The 20,020-nt window shown below is 62.5% G+C and carries 20 protein-coding genes, 1 tRNA gene and 1 pseudogene; 13 read left to right on the top strand and 9 right to left on the bottom strand.

What is annotated here, in order from left to right; genetic code table 11:
* Window positions 1–18 precede the first annotated feature (18 nt).
* Genes ACEN42_RS39210 through ACEN42_RS39185 form a run of 6 tightly spaced genes read right to left on the bottom strand, consistent with a single transcriptional unit; the run spans window position 19 to window position 4,348 of the window.
* Window positions 19–411 (bottom strand): DUF4150 domain-containing protein, encoded by a 393-nt coding sequence (locus ACEN42_RS39210; protein ID WP_077160612.1) that lies wholly within the window; start codon window positions 409–411, stop codon window positions 19–21.
* Window positions 408–1,445, bottom strand: a complete 1,038-nt coding sequence (locus ACEN42_RS39205) for a hypothetical protein (protein WP_371884458.1) — start codon at window positions 1,443–1,445, stop codon at window positions 408–410. Before ACEN42_RS39205 ends, ACEN42_RS39210 begins: the two co-directional genes overlap by 4 nt.
* Complete coding sequence (locus tag ACEN42_RS39200) at window positions 1,442–2,560, bottom strand: DUF2169 domain-containing protein (protein WP_371884457.1); 1,119 nt, start codon at window positions 2,558–2,560, stop codon at window positions 1,442–1,444. The genes ACEN42_RS39205 and ACEN42_RS39200 overlap by 4 nt, the downstream gene beginning before the upstream one ends.
* Window positions 2,557–3,816 carry a TIGR02270 family protein gene (locus ACEN42_RS39195; RefSeq protein WP_371884456.1) on the bottom strand — a complete coding sequence of 420 codons (1,260 nt, stop codon included), beginning with the start codon at window positions 3,814–3,816 and terminating at the stop codon, window positions 2,557–2,559. The genes ACEN42_RS39200 and ACEN42_RS39195 overlap by 4 nt, the downstream gene beginning before the upstream one ends.
* Window positions 3,817–3,850: 34 nt before the next feature.
* The gene (locus tag ACEN42_RS39190) at window positions 3,851–4,183 is read right to left on the bottom strand and encodes a DUF6484 domain-containing protein (RefSeq protein ID WP_371884455.1); all 333 of its coding nucleotides are present in this window, start codon (window positions 4,181–4,183) and stop codon (window positions 3,851–3,853) included.
* Between the two features lie 9 nt (window positions 4,184–4,192).
* Window positions 4,193–4,348 (bottom strand): hypothetical protein, encoded by a 156-nt coding sequence (locus ACEN42_RS39185; protein ID WP_371884454.1) that lies wholly within the window; start codon window positions 4,346–4,348, stop codon window positions 4,193–4,195.
* Between the two features lie 183 nt (window positions 4,349–4,531).
* Between ACEN42_RS39185 and ACEN42_RS39180 the strand changes: the two genes are divergently transcribed.
* The 6 genes from ACEN42_RS39180 to ACEN42_RS39155 all read left to right on the top strand — a co-directional run bounded on the left by ACEN42_RS39180 (window position 4,532) and on the right by ACEN42_RS39155 (window position 9,590).
* A complete protein-coding gene (locus ACEN42_RS39180) occupies window positions 4,532–4,768 on the top strand; it encodes a hypothetical protein (protein WP_371884453.1) in 237 nt (78 codons plus the stop codon).
* A gap of 25 nt (window positions 4,769–4,793) precedes the next feature.
* Window positions 4,794–4,866, top strand: a tRNA-Lys gene (locus ACEN42_RS39175).
* An 818-nt stretch (window positions 4,867–5,684) separates the two neighbouring features.
* On the top strand, window positions 5,685–6,305 hold the full coding sequence (locus ACEN42_RS39170; RefSeq protein WP_371884452.1) for a hypothetical protein: 621 nt from the start codon (window positions 5,685–5,687) through the stop codon (window positions 6,303–6,305).
* A gap of 55 nt (window positions 6,306–6,360) precedes the next feature.
* Window positions 6,361–6,729 (top strand): hypothetical protein, encoded by a 369-nt coding sequence (locus ACEN42_RS39165; RefSeq protein WP_371884451.1) that lies wholly within the window; start codon window positions 6,361–6,363, stop codon window positions 6,727–6,729.
* Window positions 6,730–6,864: 135 nt separating this feature from the next.
* On the top strand, window positions 6,865–6,993 hold the full coding sequence (locus ACEN42_RS39160) for a hypothetical protein (protein WP_371884450.1): 129 nt from the start codon (window positions 6,865–6,867) through the stop codon (window positions 6,991–6,993).
* A gap of 206 nt (window positions 6,994–7,199) precedes the next feature.
* Window positions 7,200–9,590 carry a PAS domain S-box protein gene (locus ACEN42_RS39155; protein WP_371884449.1) on the top strand — a complete coding sequence of 797 codons (2,391 nt, stop codon included), beginning with the start codon at window positions 7,200–7,202 and terminating at the stop codon, window positions 9,588–9,590.
* A gap of 377 nt (window positions 9,591–9,967) precedes the next feature.
* Here ACEN42_RS39155 and ACEN42_RS39150 read toward each other — a convergent pair whose 3' ends face one another.
* A complete protein-coding gene (locus tag ACEN42_RS39150) occupies window positions 9,968–10,249 on the bottom strand; it encodes a hypothetical protein (RefSeq protein ID WP_371884448.1) in 282 nt (93 codons plus the stop codon).
* A 1,090-nt stretch (window positions 10,250–11,339) separates the two neighbouring features.
* On the opposite strand from ACEN42_RS39150, the gene ACEN42_RS39145 reads away from it, so the two are divergent.
* From ACEN42_RS39145 to ACEN42_RS39130, 4 genes are all read left to right on the top strand, one after another.
* A complete protein-coding gene (locus ACEN42_RS39145) occupies window positions 11,340–11,720 on the top strand; it encodes a DUF3331 domain-containing protein (RefSeq protein ID WP_371884447.1) in 381 nt (126 codons plus the stop codon).
* A protein-coding gene (locus ACEN42_RS39140) for an IS3 family transposase (protein WP_371884442.1) occupies window positions 11,717–12,891 on the top strand; the annotation gives its coding sequence in 2 pieces (ribosomal slippage) (window positions 11,717–11,987 and window positions 11,987–12,891; 1,176 coding nt in all). Before ACEN42_RS39145 ends, ACEN42_RS39140 begins: the two co-directional genes overlap by 4 nt.
* Before the next feature lie 742 nt (window positions 12,892–13,633).
* Window positions 13,634–13,819 carry a hypothetical protein gene (locus ACEN42_RS39135; protein WP_371884446.1) on the top strand — a complete coding sequence of 62 codons (186 nt, stop codon included), beginning with the start codon at window positions 13,634–13,636 and terminating at the stop codon, window positions 13,817–13,819.
* 322 nt (window positions 13,820–14,141) lie between these two features.
* A protein-coding gene (locus ACEN42_RS39130) for an IS630 family transposase (RefSeq protein ID WP_371884445.1) occupies window positions 14,142–15,136 on the top strand; the annotation gives its coding sequence in 2 pieces (ribosomal slippage) (window positions 14,142–14,607 and window positions 14,607–15,136; 996 coding nt in all).
* A 21-nt stretch (window positions 15,137–15,157) separates the two neighbouring features.
* Here the strand turns inward: ACEN42_RS39130 and ACEN42_RS39125 are convergent.
* Window positions 15,158–15,361 (bottom strand): annotated as a pseudogene (locus ACEN42_RS39125) (hypothetical protein); the annotation flags it as partial.
* A 37-nt stretch (window positions 15,362–15,398) separates the two neighbouring features.
* Here ACEN42_RS39125 and ACEN42_RS39120 point away from each other — a divergent pair.
* Both ACEN42_RS39120 and ACEN42_RS39115 read left to right on the top strand, forming a co-directional pair.
* On the top strand, window positions 15,399–16,058 hold the full coding sequence (locus tag ACEN42_RS39120; protein ID WP_371884444.1) for a phospholipase D-like domain-containing protein: 660 nt from the start codon (window positions 15,399–15,401) through the stop codon (window positions 16,056–16,058).
* A gap of 386 nt (window positions 16,059–16,444) precedes the next feature.
* Entirely contained in the window at window positions 16,445–16,903 is a 459-nt protein-coding gene (locus ACEN42_RS39115; RefSeq protein ID WP_371884443.1) for an IS66-like element accessory protein TnpA, read from the top strand.
* A gap of 86 nt (window positions 16,904–16,989) precedes the next feature.
* On the opposite strand, the gene ACEN42_RS39110 is transcribed toward ACEN42_RS39115, so the two are convergent.
* Window positions 16,990–18,164 (bottom strand): IS3 family transposase gene (locus ACEN42_RS39110; RefSeq protein ID WP_371884442.1). Its coding sequence is split into 2 segments (ribosomal slippage): window positions 16,990–17,894 and window positions 17,894–18,164, totalling 1,176 coding nucleotides; the frame shifts between segments, so codons are not numbered across the junction.
* 208 nt (window positions 18,165–18,372) lie between these two features.
* On the opposite strand from ACEN42_RS39110, the gene ACEN42_RS39105 reads away from it, so the two are divergent.
* Window positions 18,373–20,013 (top strand): IS66 family transposase, encoded by a 1,641-nt coding sequence (locus ACEN42_RS39105; protein WP_371884441.1) that lies wholly within the window; start codon window positions 18,373–18,375, stop codon window positions 20,011–20,013.
* The last annotated feature ends 7 nt before the right edge of the window (window positions 20,014–20,020 follow it).

Raw genomic sequence — 20,020 nt, 5'->3', positions numbered from 1 at the left:
TTAGTCGTCATACTCACCTCAACTGGTATGGTTTCCCGTCGTCAGATCCAGTTGCCGCGCGGCGTTCTCGCCTTCGAACTTGACATCGAAGGACCAGGCCGCGAAGTAGCTCGGATGCGTGATCTGATGGCTCATCACACCCATGCCGAGCGACTTCGTCGCCGCTTCGTTGCCGGTGCTCGTCTTGTAGTTCGACGTGCTCTTGATCGTGACCTGCTCGTCGCCGATCTTCACCGAGCGCGTGCCATTGCTGATATCCGACGCCTTCGCGAAGTTCGGATACGGAATCGGCACCGGCCCCGCCGGCGGACTCGGCGGCGACAGGCACACGTCGGGCATCATCGCGAGCGACTCGTTGCCGTCCTTGCCCGCCGATACCTCGCGTCCATTGGCGAAAACGTTCTTGCTCATCGCGGCTCCTCGTTCATGCGCGCGACAATCGCCACACGCTCGCCCGCGTCGCTGCCGATATGGCACAGCGCGACAGGGCCGGGCGCGTAACGCAGCGTCGCGGCGTGCAGCGCCTGCGCGAGCAGGCACGGCAGGATGGCTGCGCCGATCTCGCCCAGATATTCGATCGGATGCCACAGCGCAAGCGGGCCGCTTCGGTCGTCATCCTTAAAACGGTTGTACGCGAACGCCGCTTCCTTGAACTTGTAGTGCTCGCCCGAAAGATCCGTCAGCCGGTAGCCGATGTCCTTCATGCGCATCCCGGCGCGCGCGAGCGCCTCGCGGATCGCCCGGGTGAGCGCGCGCGCAGTCAGCGGATTCGTCGAATCGATCGTCGCGCTCTCGGTATCGGCGGCCACGCCTTCGATCACCAGCGCGCGCGCCGGCACTCCTTCCGCACCGGCGACGAGCACCGCGCAGCCCGCTTCGCCGGGGAAGAAGCCGTTGGAGTTCATTTGCGTCATCACGCGCCGCCGCTGCATGTAGATATCGAGCGCGGGCTGGCTCAGGAAGCTGTCGACGCCCGCGACGATCACGCGCGTCGCCACGCCCTCGTCGATGAGCGCCTGCGCGTGCAGCAGCGCAAGCGCGCAACCGGCCTGATCGTGCGCGAACACGCGCGTATGCGGATGCCGCGCGAGCCGCAGACGGTCGTGCAGTTCGTCGAGCAGGCCTTCGTCGAGCTGCGCGAGGCGCGCGGGCCGCCCCGGCGCGGCAATGCCGATGAGCAGCGGAATCTCGCGCAGCGGCAGCGGATGCGCGGCGGCCGCGCACTCATGGATCGCGGGCGCGAGCAGGTTCGCGAGCTTGCCGACGCCGTCCCACCATTGCGGCAAGCGCGCCTTCGCGCCGCGCAGCGGCACGCCCGATTCGGTGTCGGCGAGCCACGTCTGTTCGATGCCGCTGACGCCCGCGCGCAACGCGGCCAGCGTCGCGGGCGCGTTGAAGCCGAGCGCCGTGACCATGCCGCTTGCGAGCACGGCTACGCGCGTCATGACCGGCTTCCCTTGCGCCGGTCGAGCGCGCGCACGGCATCGGCGAGACTCGGATACCACGGCTTGCCCGCGAAGCGCCGCGTCATGCGCGCCGCCCGCGAGCGCTCCCCGACGATGACCTCGCGCACATCGAAAATGCTCTTGCCGAGCGGCAGCACGCTGCGCCATGTGAGCGTATAGCGCGCTTCGTCGGGTTCCAGCACGATGGTGTCGAGCAGGGCGTCGCGCTCGACGTCGCGGCCCTGATACGGAATGAACGTGACCGGCATCGGCCGGTGAGGAATCGTGAAGCGCCGGTCGCCATCGGGCGTCAGGTTCGACAGCCGCACGTCGAGCGGTGCGCACGGAAACGCGATGATCTGGTCCGGCGGCGCCGCCTGAAAGTAGCGGTCGTCGAAATCGTCGGGCCAGCACGGCGCGGTGTTGTCGATCCACTGCTGATCGTAGGTGCCCGCGAACCGGCTGCGCGGCAGCCAGTTGCGTCCGATCGGCGAGAAGGCCATCGGCGTGTAGCGTGCCTCTGCCTGCGTGACGGGCTTGCCGTGTTCCGACGTGAAGGGCAGAAGCTGTCCGTCGAGGCTCGCCGGATGACGCGCGAAACCCCTGCCGGCGGGATTGGGAAGAAACGTGTCGACGCGTCCGGTCCGCTTCTCCTCGCTGCGGTCGACGCCGCCGAACGCGGTGCCGTAGTGAATCGGCAGACGCTCGAACGCCGCGGGCGCGCTGGCGGCCATGACGCTCGTGCCAAGCCGCCGGTGCCACACGCGCGGGCCGGTCACGTCGAAGCGTTTCGTCATCGCGCCGACCTGCAGGCCGACCTGCACGCGCAAGGCGGCACGCTGGCCCGGCGCATGGGCGCTGCCGAGCAGCAGAACGTCGCACGCGGTCTTGCAGTGCGCGTAGTCGGTCTCCCGCAACGGCGCGGAATACCCCGGTTCGCCGATGAACTGGTCCGCTTCCACGAGCGCTTGCTGCTGCGGTGCGAGCACGGTGGGTTCGCCGTTTTCCGGCAAGGTGAACGTGCCCTTCACGACGACGATGAGCCGTTCGCGTCCATCGCGCTGATAGCCCACGGTCCAGCTTGCGGGGCAGGTCGTTTCGTTGACGAAGATCATCCGCGTAGTCTCTCGTGCTGCCGGTCCGTGCGATCGCGCACGGGGAAAAGACCCAGCGCCGGATCGCTCAGCGAGAGTTCGAGCGCCGCCGCCGTGCGCTGGCGCTGGTAGCCTTCGGAAAGAACGCGGCGAGCCTGCGCGGCGCACACCGGCTGGCCGCGCAGATGACGCGTGCCGGCCGTGAACCGGCCGCGCTGCGCCTGCCACCATGCATGCACGCGCGGCGGGTCGGGCCAGTCGAGATCGTCGTCGTCCGGGGTCGCTTCGGGCGCATCGTCGGGAGCCGGGCGCTTCAGGCCGTCATAGTCGAGATCCGCGCCCGTGATCAGCGAGAACGCCGCGCCGGCTGCGCGCGCGCACGCCGGGTCGTCGGCATGATTGAGCAGCCACGGCACGCTCGCCGGATCGCCGAATGCGCCCGCGGCCCGCAGGGCGAGCCTGCGCTCGTCGTCGTTCGATGCGAGCGCGCGGATCGTGCCGCGAATCCAGCGGGGATCGCCGCGGCGCATCGACATGTCGAGCGCGGCGAGGCGCAGCGGCGGCAAGACGTCGCCGGCTTCCATGAGCGCGGGGCAATGCCGTGCATCGCCGAAGAGCACGAGCGTCCACGCGGCCCAGAAGCGGCACGCCGGGTCCGGGTCGCGCAGCGCGGCCTCCGCCTCGCGTGCCTGGCTCCTGAGCGCCAGCACGCCGATGCCGCGCAGGGCGATGGCGCGCAGTCCGGCGTCGTCGTCGCGCAAGGCGGTGTCCAGGCGGGCGAACGACGCCTGGCGCCGCGCGATGGCCGCCGCGAGCGCGAGCTTTCTGTGCTGCACGTGCCTCGACCGGCCGATGATCGCAAGCACCGCGCGCATCGCGCCTTCCTGCTGCCAGGCGAGCGCGGTGCGCACGGGCTTTTCGAAACGCGGCTCGTTCGCGAGCAGCGCGAGGACCTCGGCCATCGCGTTCGGTTCGAGCATCGCGAAGGCTACGAACGCCGCGACGAACACCGTGCCCGGCCCGGCGTCCTCGAGATTGCGCTGCGCCGCGCGCAAGCCGGCGGCGCCCGCGATCTCCAGCCCGCACAGATGCGCGATGAGACGCATGTCGAGCTTGTGGAAGTGAAGCAGCGTGTAATGCGGCGCATCCGCTGCCGACGTGCGCAGGCGCCACAGAAAGGCCGCTTCGCTCGCGTGCTCGTCGATGACCGCGCGATGGGGCATCGTCGAGATTTCGCGAGGCTCGAAGCCGAGGTATGGCTGTGACGCAGAGGTCATCGCGCGGGCTCCGGTTGGGTCGGCATCGAACGCATCAGTTGAGGGAGATGCGCCCTCCGCGAATGCGATTCACCGCGACGGCCTCGCTCACGATGCTGTGTCCCTTGATGTCGATGCGGCCGTCGCGGTGAAGCACGATGCGCGCCTCGCCGCAGGCAAGCACGAGCTGCTCGCGGGCGCGCACGAGCATGCGCTCGCCGTCCGCCTCGACTTCGACCTGTGCCGGCATGTCGGGCAGCGGCCAGCCGGACTGGCCGCGCAGCACGCCGAGCACGATGGGGCGAGTCATGTCGCCCGCCTCGAAGGCCAGCACCACGGTCTGGCCAATATGCGCCGCGTGCAGATCGACCGTGGCGCGGGCGCGCACGACCTGAGGCTATGCGTTGCGCTCGATCATGACCAGCGCGTCCCGGGTTTCGCCCGCGATCGCGAGCAGCTTGCCCGTGACGATCGTCGGCGGTGCGGCCGGGCACGTGGCGCTCGCACTCTCGGGCATGCAGCCCGGTTCGGTCAACTGATCGCGGAATCCCATCGGTGGCTCCTGGCAGCGTGTCGTCCACCTTTAGACGAGCGAAGCGCACGCCGTTTGAAGTGCGGAAGCACGCGGTATCACGCCTCGAACGGCAGAGCAATCGATAGTCATCCCGATCGTATCCGGCATCCCCGCGCGTACGATGGGTCTTCCCGAGCGAATGCGATGCAGGAGAGACGTCCCGTGAAAGCATCTCGTTTGATGGTCCTGTGCGCCGCGCTTGCCTCGTCCGCCACGGCCAGCCACGCGCAATCCCTGCAGAATCTCTATGTGACCGCCGGCTGGTTCCATCTGGCGCCGCAGGACAGCAGCGGCCCGTTCACGGTGACATCGGTCAATGGCCGGCCCGTCAATATCGTGCAGCCGAACACGGGCGGTGCCGAAATCACAGCCGACGCGCGCCGCGAGCCGCACGATTGATATCGGCTAGAGCATCGAGGCCATCGAGTCGTTAGCTCAGTTGGTAGAGCAGCGGACTTTTAATCCGTTGGTCACTGGTTCGAATCCAGTACGGCCCATCGAAGTGGGAACGCGAACTTGAGAGGAGGTCTGGCCATCGCCCTGATGAGCGCTGCATGTCGCACGCTGGCATCTCTTACTGCTGGAAGGCTGCGTCGCTTCCCGACGCAGACATGCTTGGGCCGACGATCCCTAGGCGCGACGAGATACGGCAGTGGCCCATCCAGATTGAAACCGATTGGACCCGAACAAAATCAAACTAAATCAGATTAGTTCTGCCCGGGCAAGACAGCATGCTTCCGGGTGTTGGAGTCGTCCGATGCTTGACGTACATCAGGAACATGGGGCGACTATACAGTTGGCATTCTGACGTTCCCAACCCTTGAGCTGCAGACGCGAACGTCCTCGCCCGACGGTTACGTCGCAATCGTGCGCATCGACAAGGGCGGCGAGGTACTCGCCGACTGGCATCTGCCGCATTCCTCCCGAGCGTCCGATAGTGCCTCCGAGGCTCAACGGAACGCCTTGGAATATGCAATCATTGTCATCGGGCGCGGCGTTTTCGACGAAACCTCGGGACAGGCATGACGCCCCTGCTGCGCGACGATGGGTCGCTGTGCATCCGATCAAGCTGTTGCATGAGGGCATTGCCTTCAAGGACGGCGAACCGGTGCAAGACGATGGACCGGTTCGGCAGAAACTCGCCGCCTGACGTCGCCGGTCATCAACCGCTCAAACACCAGACTTGACCGTATCTCACGTCGTGCCAATGCGAACCCATGCGCCGTCTGACTTCAGTAAGAATCCTAAGCATTACCGGGATAGCATTTCAGGGGTAAAATGGGGCTTTTCTGACTTATCAGAGAGGGCAGAGCGTGTGGCACAAGGCAGCGACGATTGTCCGGCCGATGACAGGGATCGGCGCGGCGCCGGCGAATATGAGCGCTGGCCTAGTCAGGCGCCCACGGCAGCGGTCGCGCGCGTCGTCCTCGAGCTCGACGAGGCGATTACCGTGAAGCGCCGGGCGGCCGCGGCATGGCTGACTGCTCACGGGGATGCGGTGCCGCTGCTGCCGATCAAGCCGTCTCGCCTCGAACTTTCGGTGATGATCGCACTCGTCGAAACCTTCGGTGGCGCGCTCACTCAAGACGCCCGCTTTGCGCCGGTGTTCGACTTCATCGCTGAGAGGGGCGCGGTCGCGCTGGTGCAGCGCGTGATGTGTGGCACGCACTCGGATCACGACCACAGCGACGACGGCGCGTGGGCCTTCGCCCCGGGAAATGAGCGGCTTGCCGAGGTGCTGCGCCCAGCATGTCCGGCATTCGAATTTCTGTGCGGCACGTGGCCAGAGATCTTCATGGCGCAGGCCAACGCGGCGCTCATCCGGCTGGGGCTGACGAGTCTGGCGCCGCCGCCGTGTCGGCAACCGCCGAAGAAGCCGCCCCGTGCCGAGGACGACGCGGGTGAGAGCGACGACGAGGACGGGGGCCGTGCCTGAACGACCAAGGATTTCACGCGCTACGCGCGCACGTGCAGCGCGCATCCCACCCGCGGTGATCGCACGCAGCTATTACGACCCCGTCGAGGATCCGCACGCGGCGACGCCCGGTGCGATGGAGCGTTATCTCAACAGCATGCTCGACATGCTGGAGCAACTCGCGCTCGCCCATGGCTCGACCGCACCCGCGGAGCCCCTTCGTGCGTCGAGCCGGCAGCACGGGCGACGGTTGCTCACGGCGGTGACATTCCGCGTGGTCGCCGACACCGTGCATGTCGGCGGTCGAGTTTGGAGACCCTTGTGGGCCCGACAGCGCGATCTGCAGCCCGTGGCCCGCGTGCTGAAATCGAGCGCGAATGTGAGCGGCTCGAAATGCTACGCCAACAGATCCGCCGCCGCGAAGCTGAACAGGAGCAACAGGTGAAAGCGGCGCGAATCCCGGCATGGCGCTGCTGGCGCGACTTGCCAGCATAGGTGCAGGCAGCGCTTCTACGCGGGTTAGCGAGCTTTTTGGCTGCGGCAATTTCGCGACCGTCGGGAACTGGCCGGCTGCCTGGGGTTGTCGCCCACGCCCAACGCCAGCGGCACCGGCGAGGTTAAACAAGGTATCAGCAAAGTGGGCAATCGGCGATGCCTTTGGCCGATGGCGGAGCTCGCGTGGAGGCGGTGCGACTCGCCGCGAGGCTGAGCGTAGATAGCTATGTAGATGGTTTCATGCCATGGGCTATTGCGGACGATGAACTAGCGTTTTCGCGTCGCGTGCCGGCTGCTTCTTCGCGCCGTAGGCTTAGGGCACAATGTACGTGGTCTAGAATGTCTTCGGGACAGCGCTCAGAGCAGAGGCATGCAGTCTCGTAGTCTTCGCCGGGACGTCGTTATTCAACGAGGGGGCTAATGCAGAACAACGATCACGACATCGACTCAACATGGCAATCGCTGTTGATCGCGCATGTCTCGGAGTATGCAATCTTCAGGCTGACGGGCCGCGGCGAGGTAGTCAGCTGGAACGCTGGCGCGCGACGCATCAAAGGCTATGAGGCTGACGAGATCCTTGGGCGAAACTTTTCCGTCTTTTACACAGTAGAAGACCAGCGCAACGGCGTTCCGGCTGCGGCGCTGCGCGAGGCGCGGGAGCACGGCCGATACGATTTAGAAGGGTGGCGCGTACGCAAGGACGGCACGAAATTCTGGGCCAGTGTGCACATCACAGCGCTTACTGCGGCCGACGGTACGTTCATTGGCTTCGGCAAGATTGTGCGGGACACGAGCGACAAACGCCTGGCGCATGAGGCTGTGACGGAAAGCGAGCGGCGGTTCCGGCTGCTGGTCCAAGGGGTAACTGACTATGCGATCTTCATGCTTTCGCCTGAGGGACTGGTGACGAACTGGAACTTGGGCGCCGCTCGCATCAAGGGCTACGAAGCTCGTGAAGTGGTCGGTGCGCACTTCAGGCGGTTCTATACGGCGGAAGACGCCGCTGAAGGTCTGCCAGAACACGGCCTACATACAGCCGCGACGGAAGGGCGGTTTGAGACCGAGGGCTGGCGGGTCAGAAAAGACGGCAGCCGGTTCTGGGCCAACGTCGTGATTGATGCGATCCGCGACGAAGAGGGAGATCTTGTCGGATTCGCCAAGATCACACGCGACATCACGGAACGCAAGACCGCTCAGGAACAACTCGAAAAGGCCCGTGCAGCGCTGCTCCAGAGCCAGAAGATGGAGGCGCTCGGCAAACTGACGGGTGGCGTCGCCCACGATTTCAATAACGTGCTCCAGGTGTTGCGCGGCAATCTTGAATTGCTCGAAGGCCGCCATGGCCGCGATGCCTGGAGCAGAGAACGCCTGCACAAAGCGATCGATGCAGTCGAGCACGGCGCCAACCTTGCCTCCCAACTGCTCGCGTTCGGACGCCGCCAGGCACTGGAGCCCAGGGTCGTGAATCTGGCTCTGATGCTTCGCAGCATGGACGACCTGCTCCGGCGGGCGTTGGGCGAGGTGATTGACGTGGAAACCGTCATTGCCGGCGGGCTGTGGAATACGCTGGTGGACCCGAACCACCTCGAAAACGTGGTATTGAACCTAGCGATCAACGCGCGCGACGCGATGCCGGAGGGCGGCAAGATGACGCTGGAGCTGTCAAATGCAATGCTTGATGCGCATTACAGCGCGCTCGCCGATGACGTTCGCGAGGGGCAATATGTGCTGCTCGCCATTACTGATACCGGTACGGGCATGACGCGCGATGTCCTCGAGCGCGCTTTTGAGCCGTTTTTCACGACCAAGCCCGAAGGGCAAGGCACGGGTTTGGGCTTGAGCATGGCGTATGGCTTCATCAAGCAAAGCGGAGGTCACGCCAGGATCTACAGCGAACCTGGGCACGGGACAACCGTAAAAATCTACCTACCCCGCTCGATGGAGAAAGCCGCTGCGATCGAAGCCAGGCAGCCGGCGGTGCTCGCCGGCGGGTCGGAGACCATCCTCGTCGTTGAGGACGACAGACGCGTTCAGGCAACCGTGGTCGAAACGCTCAGACAATTCGGTTATACCGTACTGAAGGCCGACGACGCGCAGAGCGCGCTCGTGGTCGTGCAAAGCGGGATCCACATCGACCTTCTTTTCACGGACGTGGTAATGCCCGGCACAATGCGCAGCACTGAGCTCGCGAAACTCGCGACCCGGATGCTACCGCACTTAAAGGTTCTTTTTACCTCGGGATACACCCAGAACGCCATTGTGCATGGTGGCCGGCTGGACGAAGGCGTGCACCTGCTGAGCAAACCCTATAGTCGCGAACAACTCGCATCGAAGATTCGGCGGATGCTCGGACCCGCCCGCACGGTTGATGTGCCTTCGTCCCGCGGAACAGCGTCAGCGCACTCGACGTCCTGGGAGCAGTCCTACGCACCAGCGAACCTCGCGATACTTGTGGTGGACGATGACGATAGCTCGCGGGAGGCGATGAGTGAACTGTTGACCAGCATGGGCTATGACGTGCGCCAAGCTGCCGACGCGGAGGCAGGAATGCACGCCCTCACGACGGCGAAGATCGACGTACTGCTCACGGATATCGTCCTTCCAGGTCGGTCGGGCATTGAGTTGGCCAAAGCTGCTAGTGAGCGCGATCCGAGCATCAAGATTGTCTTCGCCTCCGGCCGAGATGCTCCTACGCCCGAAGAAGCCGGATTCGATTGTGCGTCGCTGCGCAAGCCCTTCACGATCGAGCAGTTGCATGCGCTCATCGCGCCGATGCACGGGTCAACTAAGACAGGGCGGCAGAATTATTGAGTTGTACCGAATCATGCCAACTGATTTCTCGCTTTAAGTTATATGATCATCATCTTGATCAAGGATGCTCTTCGTTGGCAAGATGAACGAGCGATGCGCAACCGAATCCGAGCTGGCCGCTTGCTGCCGGCGGGGCAAGAGCCGCCGGAAGCCGTCAAGCGCGTCGGCATCGGGGGCACTTGATACATGGAAGACCCGTCTGGACGAAGGCGGGATCGAAGCGCCGCGTGTGACGGCCGCGGATGGACAGCGTCAATTATAATAGGACGGCCAGCGCGTTCTCATGTCGCGCAGCGTAGGATGGTCGGCCGAAGAAGGCGACGTACACCCGACACGGGGCCGCCGCCAATCGTCCAGCCTCCGGCGCACCCAGCGACTCAGAAGTCTTCCAGTAGCCCGGCAGCATCCTTCAATACTTTCGACTGCGCTGGAGCTTCTCGAGCCAACATTTGCGCGCGGATTCTCAATTGCGCAACAAGCTTCGCCTTATTGTTCGTCGGTTCGCCACTCTGCCAAATGTCGATATGCTTGACGGCGTTCTCAACGAGAATCGACACGCGTCGCGACACGTCTTCGCCGCTCTCGCTTTTCACTCCGAGCTGGCAGAACATCCCAACATAGTGCTTCACGATCCCACCGTCTTCTTCGAGGTCCGACATTTCCGCCTCCGTCGCAAGATATAGGATTTTAGCGTGAGCGGAGGAGTATTCCAGACAATAGTGCGATGCGGTGCACTCATCGGCACGTCGGGTTTCCTGCGGGGAGCAGCCGATGAGCGAGAAGGAACCCTTCGTTGTTGCTTCGCGTGGCGGCGCGAACACGTGATCGTCGCATGACGCTCGAAGAGTTCTCCACAAGCACGTGCAGAAGCTCGCTATTCTGCACGGAAACATGACGAGACGCTTTACACGAATTTCGTCGACGTGGGCATCACGCTGTGCAGGGTGTATGGTTGCCCCTTAGCCGAGAAGGCGCACGCGCTCCACGCACCGCTGCAGTCGTCGGATAAGCACGTCAGCGCGCCGAAGAAGCCGTGGCTTCCGAGGGGAGGCCGGTTTCCTGAGCCGGTGTACCGCGCCTTTCGAAGGCTGCGGGCGTCCTACTATTTGCTGCGGTGGCTGCACATCTCCTGGTTTTCGGTCTACAGCAAGGCAAGCACTTACCCGTTAGAAATGCGGATGGCATCTTCCACGATATCCCGCTGATCACGGGGAGCGCGGATGCTGTTCTTCATGCGCGGCGCATGACCGGGAGGTGACGACCGATCAGCCCAAGTGTGGACAGTCATGGCAGGGATCACTTGCCAACGGCTACCGCCTAGACGCATAGAATGGACCAGCGGCAACATCAAGGTACAACTCCCCGCCCGGGCTCAACGAGTCAAGAGGGCGTCGTCAGGAACAGGCGGCGGAGGAGATGATGGAAGCGCGAGGACTCGTTCGGACGGCGCCACGGCGTTCTCTTAGACCGACCAGCTTTGGATCTGGAGTTGATTTATCGTGCCGACGCTCGTCTACATGGCGAGGGCGGCCAGAAAACCATGTGGACGCCGCATTCGGGTTCGCCCAGTTTAGGAACGGTGGACTCTCGACCTACCGGGGATGATCGCGCAGAAGGTTGGCGCTCAGTGCGGATGTCTTACGGGGTCCATTGCTTTCGTGAGAACGTGACCTTGCATTAACTCGCTGATGTGCCAACGCAGAGCCAAATGCTGCACGGCTCGTGGGCCGAGCCCAAATTTGAGGCGACATGGATGGCAAACGGCTGAGCAGTCGCGGCGGCGGGTTGACCGATGCAGGTTCTGCCGTCTGGGACGCATCATTGAGGATCTATTCAATAGGCGGCAGGTTGCGCCTGCACGACCGCAGACTCGGGCGACGCGCCGCAGAGCCATGTACGGATCCGACAAACGCACGCATTCATTTGCTCGAGCGACTGAACGACCGGACGGTGAGCATCGCTTGGCGCGATGCTACTCCTTGTCACTACGCTGAACAGGTTTGGACACGGTGCGTTGCACGGGCGACTAAGGTTCGGGCTGGTGCAAGTAAATCAGTGCGGAGCACTGAGGCCCGTCGGAAAAAGTGGACGCCAACATTCCGTAAAATTGAGGAATGGAGGCATACATGAATCGAATCCCCAAAGCCGTCTACACGAAGGAGTTCCGTGAAGAGGCGGTGAAGCTTGCAATGACCGAGGGCGTTGGCGTATCGGAGGCTGCGCGTCGGCTGTCGATATCAATGAAGACGTTGGCAAACTGGGTGCGTGCTGCGAAGGCCGGCAAGCTGGAGCGTGTAGGTCAGCATCAAAAGCCGCTGACGGAAATCGAAGCTGAACTCGGACGAGTCAAGCGGGAGCTGGCCGAAGTTAAAATGGAGCGCGATTTATTAAAAAAATTCGCGACGTACTTTGCGAGGGAGTCGCGGTGAAGTACGGCGTTATTGACCAGATGCGACAGGACTATCCGGTGCCGCCGATGTGTCGGCTGCTGGGCGTCTCCGTGAGCGGCTATTACGCGTGGCGCAAGCGCTCGCCGTCGTTGCGGGCACAGCAGGAGCCGCGACTGGAGGCCGAAGTGCTCGCGGCGCATCAGCGTACGCGCGAGAGCTTCGGGCCCGAACGCTTGCAGAAGCACCTTGACGAGCACGGCGTGCGGCTCGGTGTTCACCGCATAAAAAGGCTACGCAAGAAGCTTGGACTACGCTGCAAGCAGAAACGCAAGTTCAAGGCGACCACCAATTCGAAGCACGACCTACCGGTAGCACCGAACCTGCTGAACCAGGATTTCACTGCAACCTCGCCGAATCAGGCCTGGTGCGGCGACATCACGTATATCGCGACTGACGAGGGCTGGCTGTACCTCGCCGGCCTGAAAGATCTGTTTAGTGGCGAGCGGGTCGGCTACGCCATGAGCGAGCGCATGACGAAGCATCTGGTTATGCAGGCGCTGTTCCGTGCGGTTGCATCGCAGCGCCCCGCTCCTGGCCTGATCCATCACACGGACCGCGGGTCCCAATACTGCGCTCACGCCTATCAGGATCTCGTCGGCCAGTTCCGCATGCAGGCGTCAATGAGTCGACGAGGAAACTGCTTTGACAACGCGCCGATCGAATCGTTTTGGGGCACGCTAAAAAGCGAGCTGGTCTATCATCGACGCTTCGCCACGCGCGATGAGGCCAGGCGAGCCATCAGCGAATACATCGAGATGTTTTATAACCGGCAGCGCACGCAGGCTCGTCTCGATTACCTGTCGCCTGTAGCATTCACGCAGCGATACTATCTGAATCAGGTCGCTGCTTAACCCGTTGGCGTCCACGCGTCTCGACCGACCTCACACCCGTATTGATTCTGCGTCGCGCCTTGTGCCGAACGTTGGCGGGGCGACCAGACAGCAGCCCGCCCGGCGGACTGTGAAGACGCATTGCCTCGACCAATCGTCCTAAGTTCAACTCAATGAAAGATTGACGTTGAACGAAGGGCGAACATCGGAGATCCGCGGGCAATATATGCGATAACACCGACTAGCAGGCCCGAGGCAGATGACAACCGTCGCCCCCGACCGCGCCAACAGCCGCTTTCCCAGCGAGCGCGAAAGCGTCGTTGCTAGCAGTCCTTTGGTGAGTGCCCGTGGCCGGCGATGAACAGCCCCAAAAGAAAGCCCGCTCGATGACGAGCGGGCCGAATCCATATCAGGAGACATGGAGGAGACGGGCCTAGTATAAACCCGTATCGTAATGTTGCAAGCGGTCTGCGTACGAGCAACAACAAGCGCTCGAACCCGGTTTGCAGTTCGCAATTCGAGCCCGCTGAGCGGGATGCCTTTCGCCGGTTGCGCACTGCTGGCGAAAACGCCGTCAAATTCATAAGCGAGACGTACGCAGGCTTTAGCTTCGGCGGCCTGTACGCGTTCTCGAACCAGATGGGCGCGCGTGGAGCGTCGGCGCGAGCTACGCGATCGGCGAACTCACTGCGGCGGGCGCTTTCGCGATCGATTAACTATGGCGTGACCAACGCGGACGCTGGCGACCCGGCTTTATCGATCGTTGAGCAACTACGGAATCAACGCGACGTATCAACTGACGACGGCCGTCGCGCTCGCCGGCCCGGTCGATGGCGCGGGCTCATCCTATGCCGCCGCCGAACGCCACCGTCTTGCCGGCCGCCTTACCGGAACGTTTTTTTGGGCCGACGACACGAGACGCTGGATCGGTATCCAGCTGGCTTTGTGAGCAAGGGTCCGAAAGGTGCATCTGGCGCCACGGCCCTTCGCTGCCTTTTCCGCTCGTACCGGACTCTTGATGGGCGGTATTCCGTTGTTTAACGAAGGGAGGTTAGCGACGCGTTTGGATAGCGAAGAGTTTCTGCCGGATTTACCCTATAACGCAGATTCCCGCAAGGTTACTGCACGATCTCCACGGGACCGTGGTCGTCGCAATGGTCGCCGTGCGGATGGTGAAGGTGTCCATCAACTATTGAGTTTTCCGTAAAACATGACAACCGATTCGATTCTGGCGCGTTATATCTCTGACGGATTGATCGGAGATGCGCGCCATGGCAACGAAGCCGTTGGACGAGGCAACGAAGAAGCGTTTGCGGGCCGCCCGGATGCTTTTGGCGGGCAAAGGTCCGGCAGAGGTGGCACTTGCCGGGGGGGTAGCCCGACAGACGGTGTACACATGGAAGCGGTTACTCGATGAAGGCGGAATCGATGCGCTGCGTGCGGTGCCGGGTCGAGGTCGTCCAGCGCGGCTTGATGCGCAGCAATTGGCGCAGCTACGGCAGGCATTGCTACAGAAGCCGACCGAACACGGCTTTGGCACCGAGCTATGGACGCTCAAGCGCGTCGGCGTGCTCATCAAGCGCATGTATGGGGTCGAGTTCGGACAAACGCAAATCTGGCGCATTCTGGGGACGCTTGGTTTCAGCGCACAGAAGCCTGAGCGGCGCGCAATCGAGCGCGACGAAGAAGCGGTGCGCCACTGGAAGCGGCACACCTGGCCCGCGCTTAAAAAAAAGCCAAGCGCGAAGGCCGATTGATTGTCTTTATCGACGAGACCGGCATCAGCGAGCGCCCCACACGGGTGCGCACCTGGGCGCCGAAGGGGCAAACGCCAGTTATCCAGTTTCATTTCAACCGGCACCACGTGTCGGCGATCGCGGGCCTCAGTCGCACGAACTACCTGTTTCGGTTGTACGAAGGTAGCGTAAAGAAGGAACAGGTGGTCGAGTTTCTCAAGGCGCTCAAAGCGCATCTGAAGCAGCCGCTGCTTATCATCTGGGATGGTGCCAGGCCTCACCACGCCGCGATTGTCCGCCAATACCTGGATTCGCTCGACGGCCTTATTCAGATCACCTTTCTGCCACCGTATTGCCCGGAACTCAATCCCGTCGAATACCTGTGGGCATGGCTCAAGCGTCATGCGATTGCAAACTTCTGCCCCGACAATCTCAGCGAGTTGCACACCGTTGCTCGCAACAAACTCAAAAGCGCTCAGCACCGACCTTCGATCATCGCCGCGTGCTGGATTCAGGCAACGTTGTGGTGATGTCATGATTGATGAAAACGTCAATAAGTAATCAACGTAATCGCCGTGCGGCACGGGTTCGTGTCCACAACCTGGGCCGTGCACATGATCGGGTTCGTGACCACCGGCGCCGTGCGTACAGTCATCGGGGTTCTTCGCGCTCACTTCTACCTTGTGCTCATCTACATGATCTCCATGGGGATGATGCAGGTGCCCGTCGTGCAAGTAATCGACGTGATCACCATGCGATCGGGACTGGCACGTCATCGCCAGCAGCCCGGGATTGAGCCGTACGTTCCGCGCGTATCTACAGCACGATTTCGATGTCGCCAGCGCTGCGATCGCGAAAGCCGCGGCACAGGCTGCGATGACGGGGGCGGCGTCGTCGCAGGCGGCGGACCTTGAAGTGCCGGTCGAGATGCTGGCCGCCGGCAAGGCGCCACGGCAATTCTTCGCGCCGCGCACGCTGAACGACACCATCCGTATTCAGCCCTTGCTCACACCGGATAACTACCCAGGCCATGTGAAGACGCTGATCGAATCCGCGCAAACCAGTTTCTACATGCAGACCCAGTACATTCATCCCAGCGACAAGCCGGGCGACGAGGCGCACGAGGCGCTGATCATCGCCGTGAAGGCGCTGGCCGATCGTGGCCTCGACGTGCGGCTGATCACGAGCCAGTTCCAGGACGGCGGCTGGGTCGACAAGCTGGCGAGTGCGGGCATTCATCCTTCGGTGCTGCGGCGTCAGACCGGCGTGCATAACAAGGGCATCATCGTGGACGGGAAAGTGGTGATGGTGAGCAGCCAGAATTGGTCCGCGGACGGTACGCTGCGGAATCGCGACGCCGGTCTCATCATCTACAGTGCGGAAGCGGCCGCGTATGTTCAGCAGATCTTTCTGCACGACTGGAACAATCTCGCCTCGCCGGTGACGAGTTGATTCGGCCGTGGCACCAGCGGGCAGCCGCCGTGCGGGGCTTTCCGCATGATCCCTTGCTGACATGATGGTGCGCATGAGAATCGGCGTGAATTTGCGATTGCGACGAGCCTGAAGCGTTCTCGTCGGGCAAATCCCAGATCAGACTGTTCTCCGGTCCGAAGTTGAGCAAGTAACTCCGCGCCGTTTCGCGATCGCGAGGGGAGGGCAGGCCGTCCCAACGCACACGAAGCTTTTGCGCGGCCGCCATCATGAGCATGACGCAGAGCGGCGGCAGACTGCTCAGGTCCGTGTGCCGCATGACCGTAAACGGTAATTCCTCCGCATCTGGCAAGCCCAGCTGAGGAGGGTCAAGCTTGTGTCCGCAATCACAACTTGCGGACGCAAACATGACCCCTGACGATCTTGGTTTCCTCCCTCTCAAAGTCACGCACATCGATGAAGGCGGCCGGCGCTGCTTTGATCCAGAGGGCAAGCGCCGGCTGATCGAGGCATGCCGAAGACCAGGCGCGTCGGTGTCCGGGCTGGCCCTCAAGGCTGGCGTGAACGCCAATCAGTTGCGCAAATGGGTTCAGCGCGAGCGCGGAGAGTGCCGCCGCACGGAGAAGCCCCTTGACGTCCACGTGCCGGCGTTCGTGCCGGTCGTAGAGCTCGCCCTTCCCGGGCCGGTGACGTCCGAAGCCTTGCCAGCCTCAACGCGACGGGAAGCAGTGCGGCCCTCGCACCGCCCGCCATTGCCCTCACGCCTGGTGGCGCAGTTGCCCAACGGAGTGAGTCTTGAACTTGAATGTGGCCAACAAGATACGGCGCTGCTCACGGCGATGATCGGCGCGTTGAGGAGTCGCTGATGCTGCGCTTCGCCGATGACCTGAGGGTCTACCTCTACCGCGAGCCGATCGACTGAGGTCGGTCGAGACGCGTGGACGCCAACGGGTTAAGCAGCGACCTGATTCAGATAGTATCGCTGCGTGAATGCTACAGGCGACAGGTAATCGAGACGAGCCTGCGTGCGCTGCCGGTTATAAAACATCTCGATGTATTCGCTGATGGCTCGCCTGGCCTCATCGCGCGTGGCGAAGCGTCGATGATAGACCAGCTCGCTTTTTAGCGTGCCCCAAAACGATTCGATCGGCGCGTTGTCAAAGCAGTTTCCTCGTCGACTCATTGACGCCTGCATGCGGAACTGGCCGACGAGATCCTGATAGGCGTGAGCGCAGTATTGGGACCCGCGGTCCGTGTGATGGATCAGGCCAGGAGCGGGGCGCTGCGATGCAACCGCACGGAACAGCGCCTGCATAACCAGATGCTTCGTCATGCGCTCGCTCATGGCGTAGCCGACCCGCTCGCCACTAAACAGATCTTTCAGGCCGGCGAGGTACAGCCAGCCCTCGTCAGTCGCGATATACGTGATGTCGCCGCACCAGGCCTGATTCGGCGAGGTTGCAGTGAAATCCTGGTTCAGCAGGTTCGGTGCTACCGGTAGGTCGTGCTTCGAATTGGTGGTCGCCTTGAACTTGCGTTTCTGCTTGCAGCGTAGTCCAAGCTTCTTGCGTAGCCTTTTTATGCGGTGAACACCGAGCCGCACGCCGTGCTCGTCAAGGTGCTTCTGCAAGCGTTCGGGCCCGAAGCTCTCGCGCGTACGCTGATGCGCCGCGAGCACTTCGGCCTCCAGTCGCGGCTCCTGCTGTGCCCGCAACGACGGCGAGCGCTTGCGCCACGCGTAATAGCCGCTCACGGAGACGCCCAGCAGCCGACACATCGGCGGCACCGGATAGTCCTGTCGCATCTGGTCAATAACGCCGTACTTCACCGCGACTCCCTCGCAAAGTACGTCGCGAATTTTTTTAATAAATCGCGCTCCATTTTAACTTCGGCCAGCTCCCGCTTGACTCGTCCGAGTTCAGCTTCGATTTCCGTCAGCGGCTTTTGATGCTGACCTACACGCTCCAGCTTGCCGGCCTTCGCAGCACGCACCCAGTTTGCCAACGTCTTCATTGATATCGACAGCCGACGCGCAGCCTCCGATACGCCAACGCCCTCGGTCATTGCAAGCTTCACCGCCTCTTCACGGAACTCCTTCGTGTAGACGGCTTTGGGGATTCGATTCATGTATGCCTCCATTCCTCAATTTTACGGAATGTTGGCGTCCACTTTTTCCGACGGGCCTCACATCGACATCGACGCGCTTTGCCGTCATCCTGTGCGCCATTACCAGCACGCCAGCTAGCCCGGTGCGTTGCATGTAAACAACGGGAGGCGCGCCTTTTACGAATTTAGGTAAACCTACGACGCGCCGCGCTTCGCTACCCTGGAGCGCATGAAGAATGCACCCGACCTCAAGCACGTACCTACGGACGTTCAGGGCTATATCCAGGCCCTCGAGGCGCGTGTAGCCGACGACGCGAAACACATCGGCGAACTGAGCCAGCGCGTCGAGCAACTTGAGGAACAGGTCCGGCTGCTGCAGGCCGAGCGTTACGCGCCGAAAAGCGAAAAGCGCAAGGATCGCGTGTTCGACGAAGCCGAGCAGATTGCACGGACCGAACCCTACGACGACAACGATGAGGGAGTCCAGTCCGCGCTGCCCGACACCGGATCGCCATCGGCCAGCCAGCCTGAACGACGCAAGGCCGGACGCAAGCCGTTGCCGGCGTACCTGACCCGTGAACCAGTCGAATACGACCTGCCGGAGGACCACCGAGGCTGCCCCTGTTGCGGCAATCCGATGCATCGCATCGGCGAGGACGTCAGCGAACAGTTGCACGTCGAGGTCAAGTGGACAGTCCGCAAAAACGTACGTTCCAAGTGGGCCTGCCGACATTGCGAGCGGCACGCCGAACATACGCCGGTCGTGCTTGCGCCGATGCCGGTTCAGCCGATCCCGGGAAGCCATGCGGACGCATCGGTGATCGCGACGGTCGCGACCGCGAAGTACGTCGACGGCATGCCGTTGTACCGGATGCAGGAGGCGCTCGCACGCTGGCAGATTCCGGTGAGTCGCGGCACGCTCGCCCATTGGGTCATTCGCCCCAGCGAACTGCACTACGGCCGCCTGTACGACGCGCTGCATAAAACGTTGCTATCGCAACCGCTGATCCACGGTGATGAAACAACAGTTCAGGTACTCAAAGAGCCCGGCAAGTCCGCGCAGAGCAAGAGTTACATGTGGTGCTACCGCAGCGCGCAGGATTGCGCCGAGCCCGTGGTGTTGTTCGAGTACCAGCCGGGACGCGGCCAGGAGCATCCGAAGAAGTTTCTGGGCGACTACAGCGGCATGCTGATGAGCGACGGCTACAGCGCCTGGCGCACGCTTAAAAAGGCGGCGCACTTCGGATGCATGGCGCACGCGCGCAGGCTGTTCGTCAAGGCGGACAAGGCGGCTACAAAAAAGACGGACTCTGGCAAGCAGAAGATGCCGAACGCTCGCGTGGCGAAGGCGCTTGAGTACTTCCAGGCCCTATACCGCGTTGAGGCACTGGCCAAAGGCGATCTGCCCGCCGGCCAGACACGTGCGGACTATACCTACGACTTGCGGCAAAAACACAGTGTGCCGCTGCTCGAGGCCTTCAAGGCGTGGCTCGATGAACTGGCACCGAAGGTGACGCCGCAGAGCCTGCTCGGCAAGGCGATTGCCTATACGCGCAACCAGTGGGAATATCTCAGTCGCTACGTCACTGATGGTCGCGCCGCCATCGATAACAATGTCATCGAGCGCGACGTAAGGCCGTTTGCCACTTCGAGAAAATCGTGGCTGTTCAGTGACACGGTTGATGGCGCAAAGGCCAGCGCCACGATCTACAGTCTGGTGCTGACGTGCCGGGCTTGCGGCGTCGAGCCGTACGACTACCTGCTTCATGTACTCACGGAGCTGCCGCAGCGTGCGCCCGATGCAGACGTGACCGACTTGTTGCCATTCAATTATGCGCGGCAACAGCAGACCAAGGCGGAGACCGGCTGACTGACAG

The organism is Caballeronia sp. S22 (genome assembly GCF_964261745.1).
Taxonomy (GTDB): Bacteria; Pseudomonadota; Gammaproteobacteria; order Burkholderiales; family Burkholderiaceae; genus Caballeronia; species Caballeronia jiangsuensis.
This window is presented reverse-complemented; position numbering and strand designations above follow the sequence as displayed.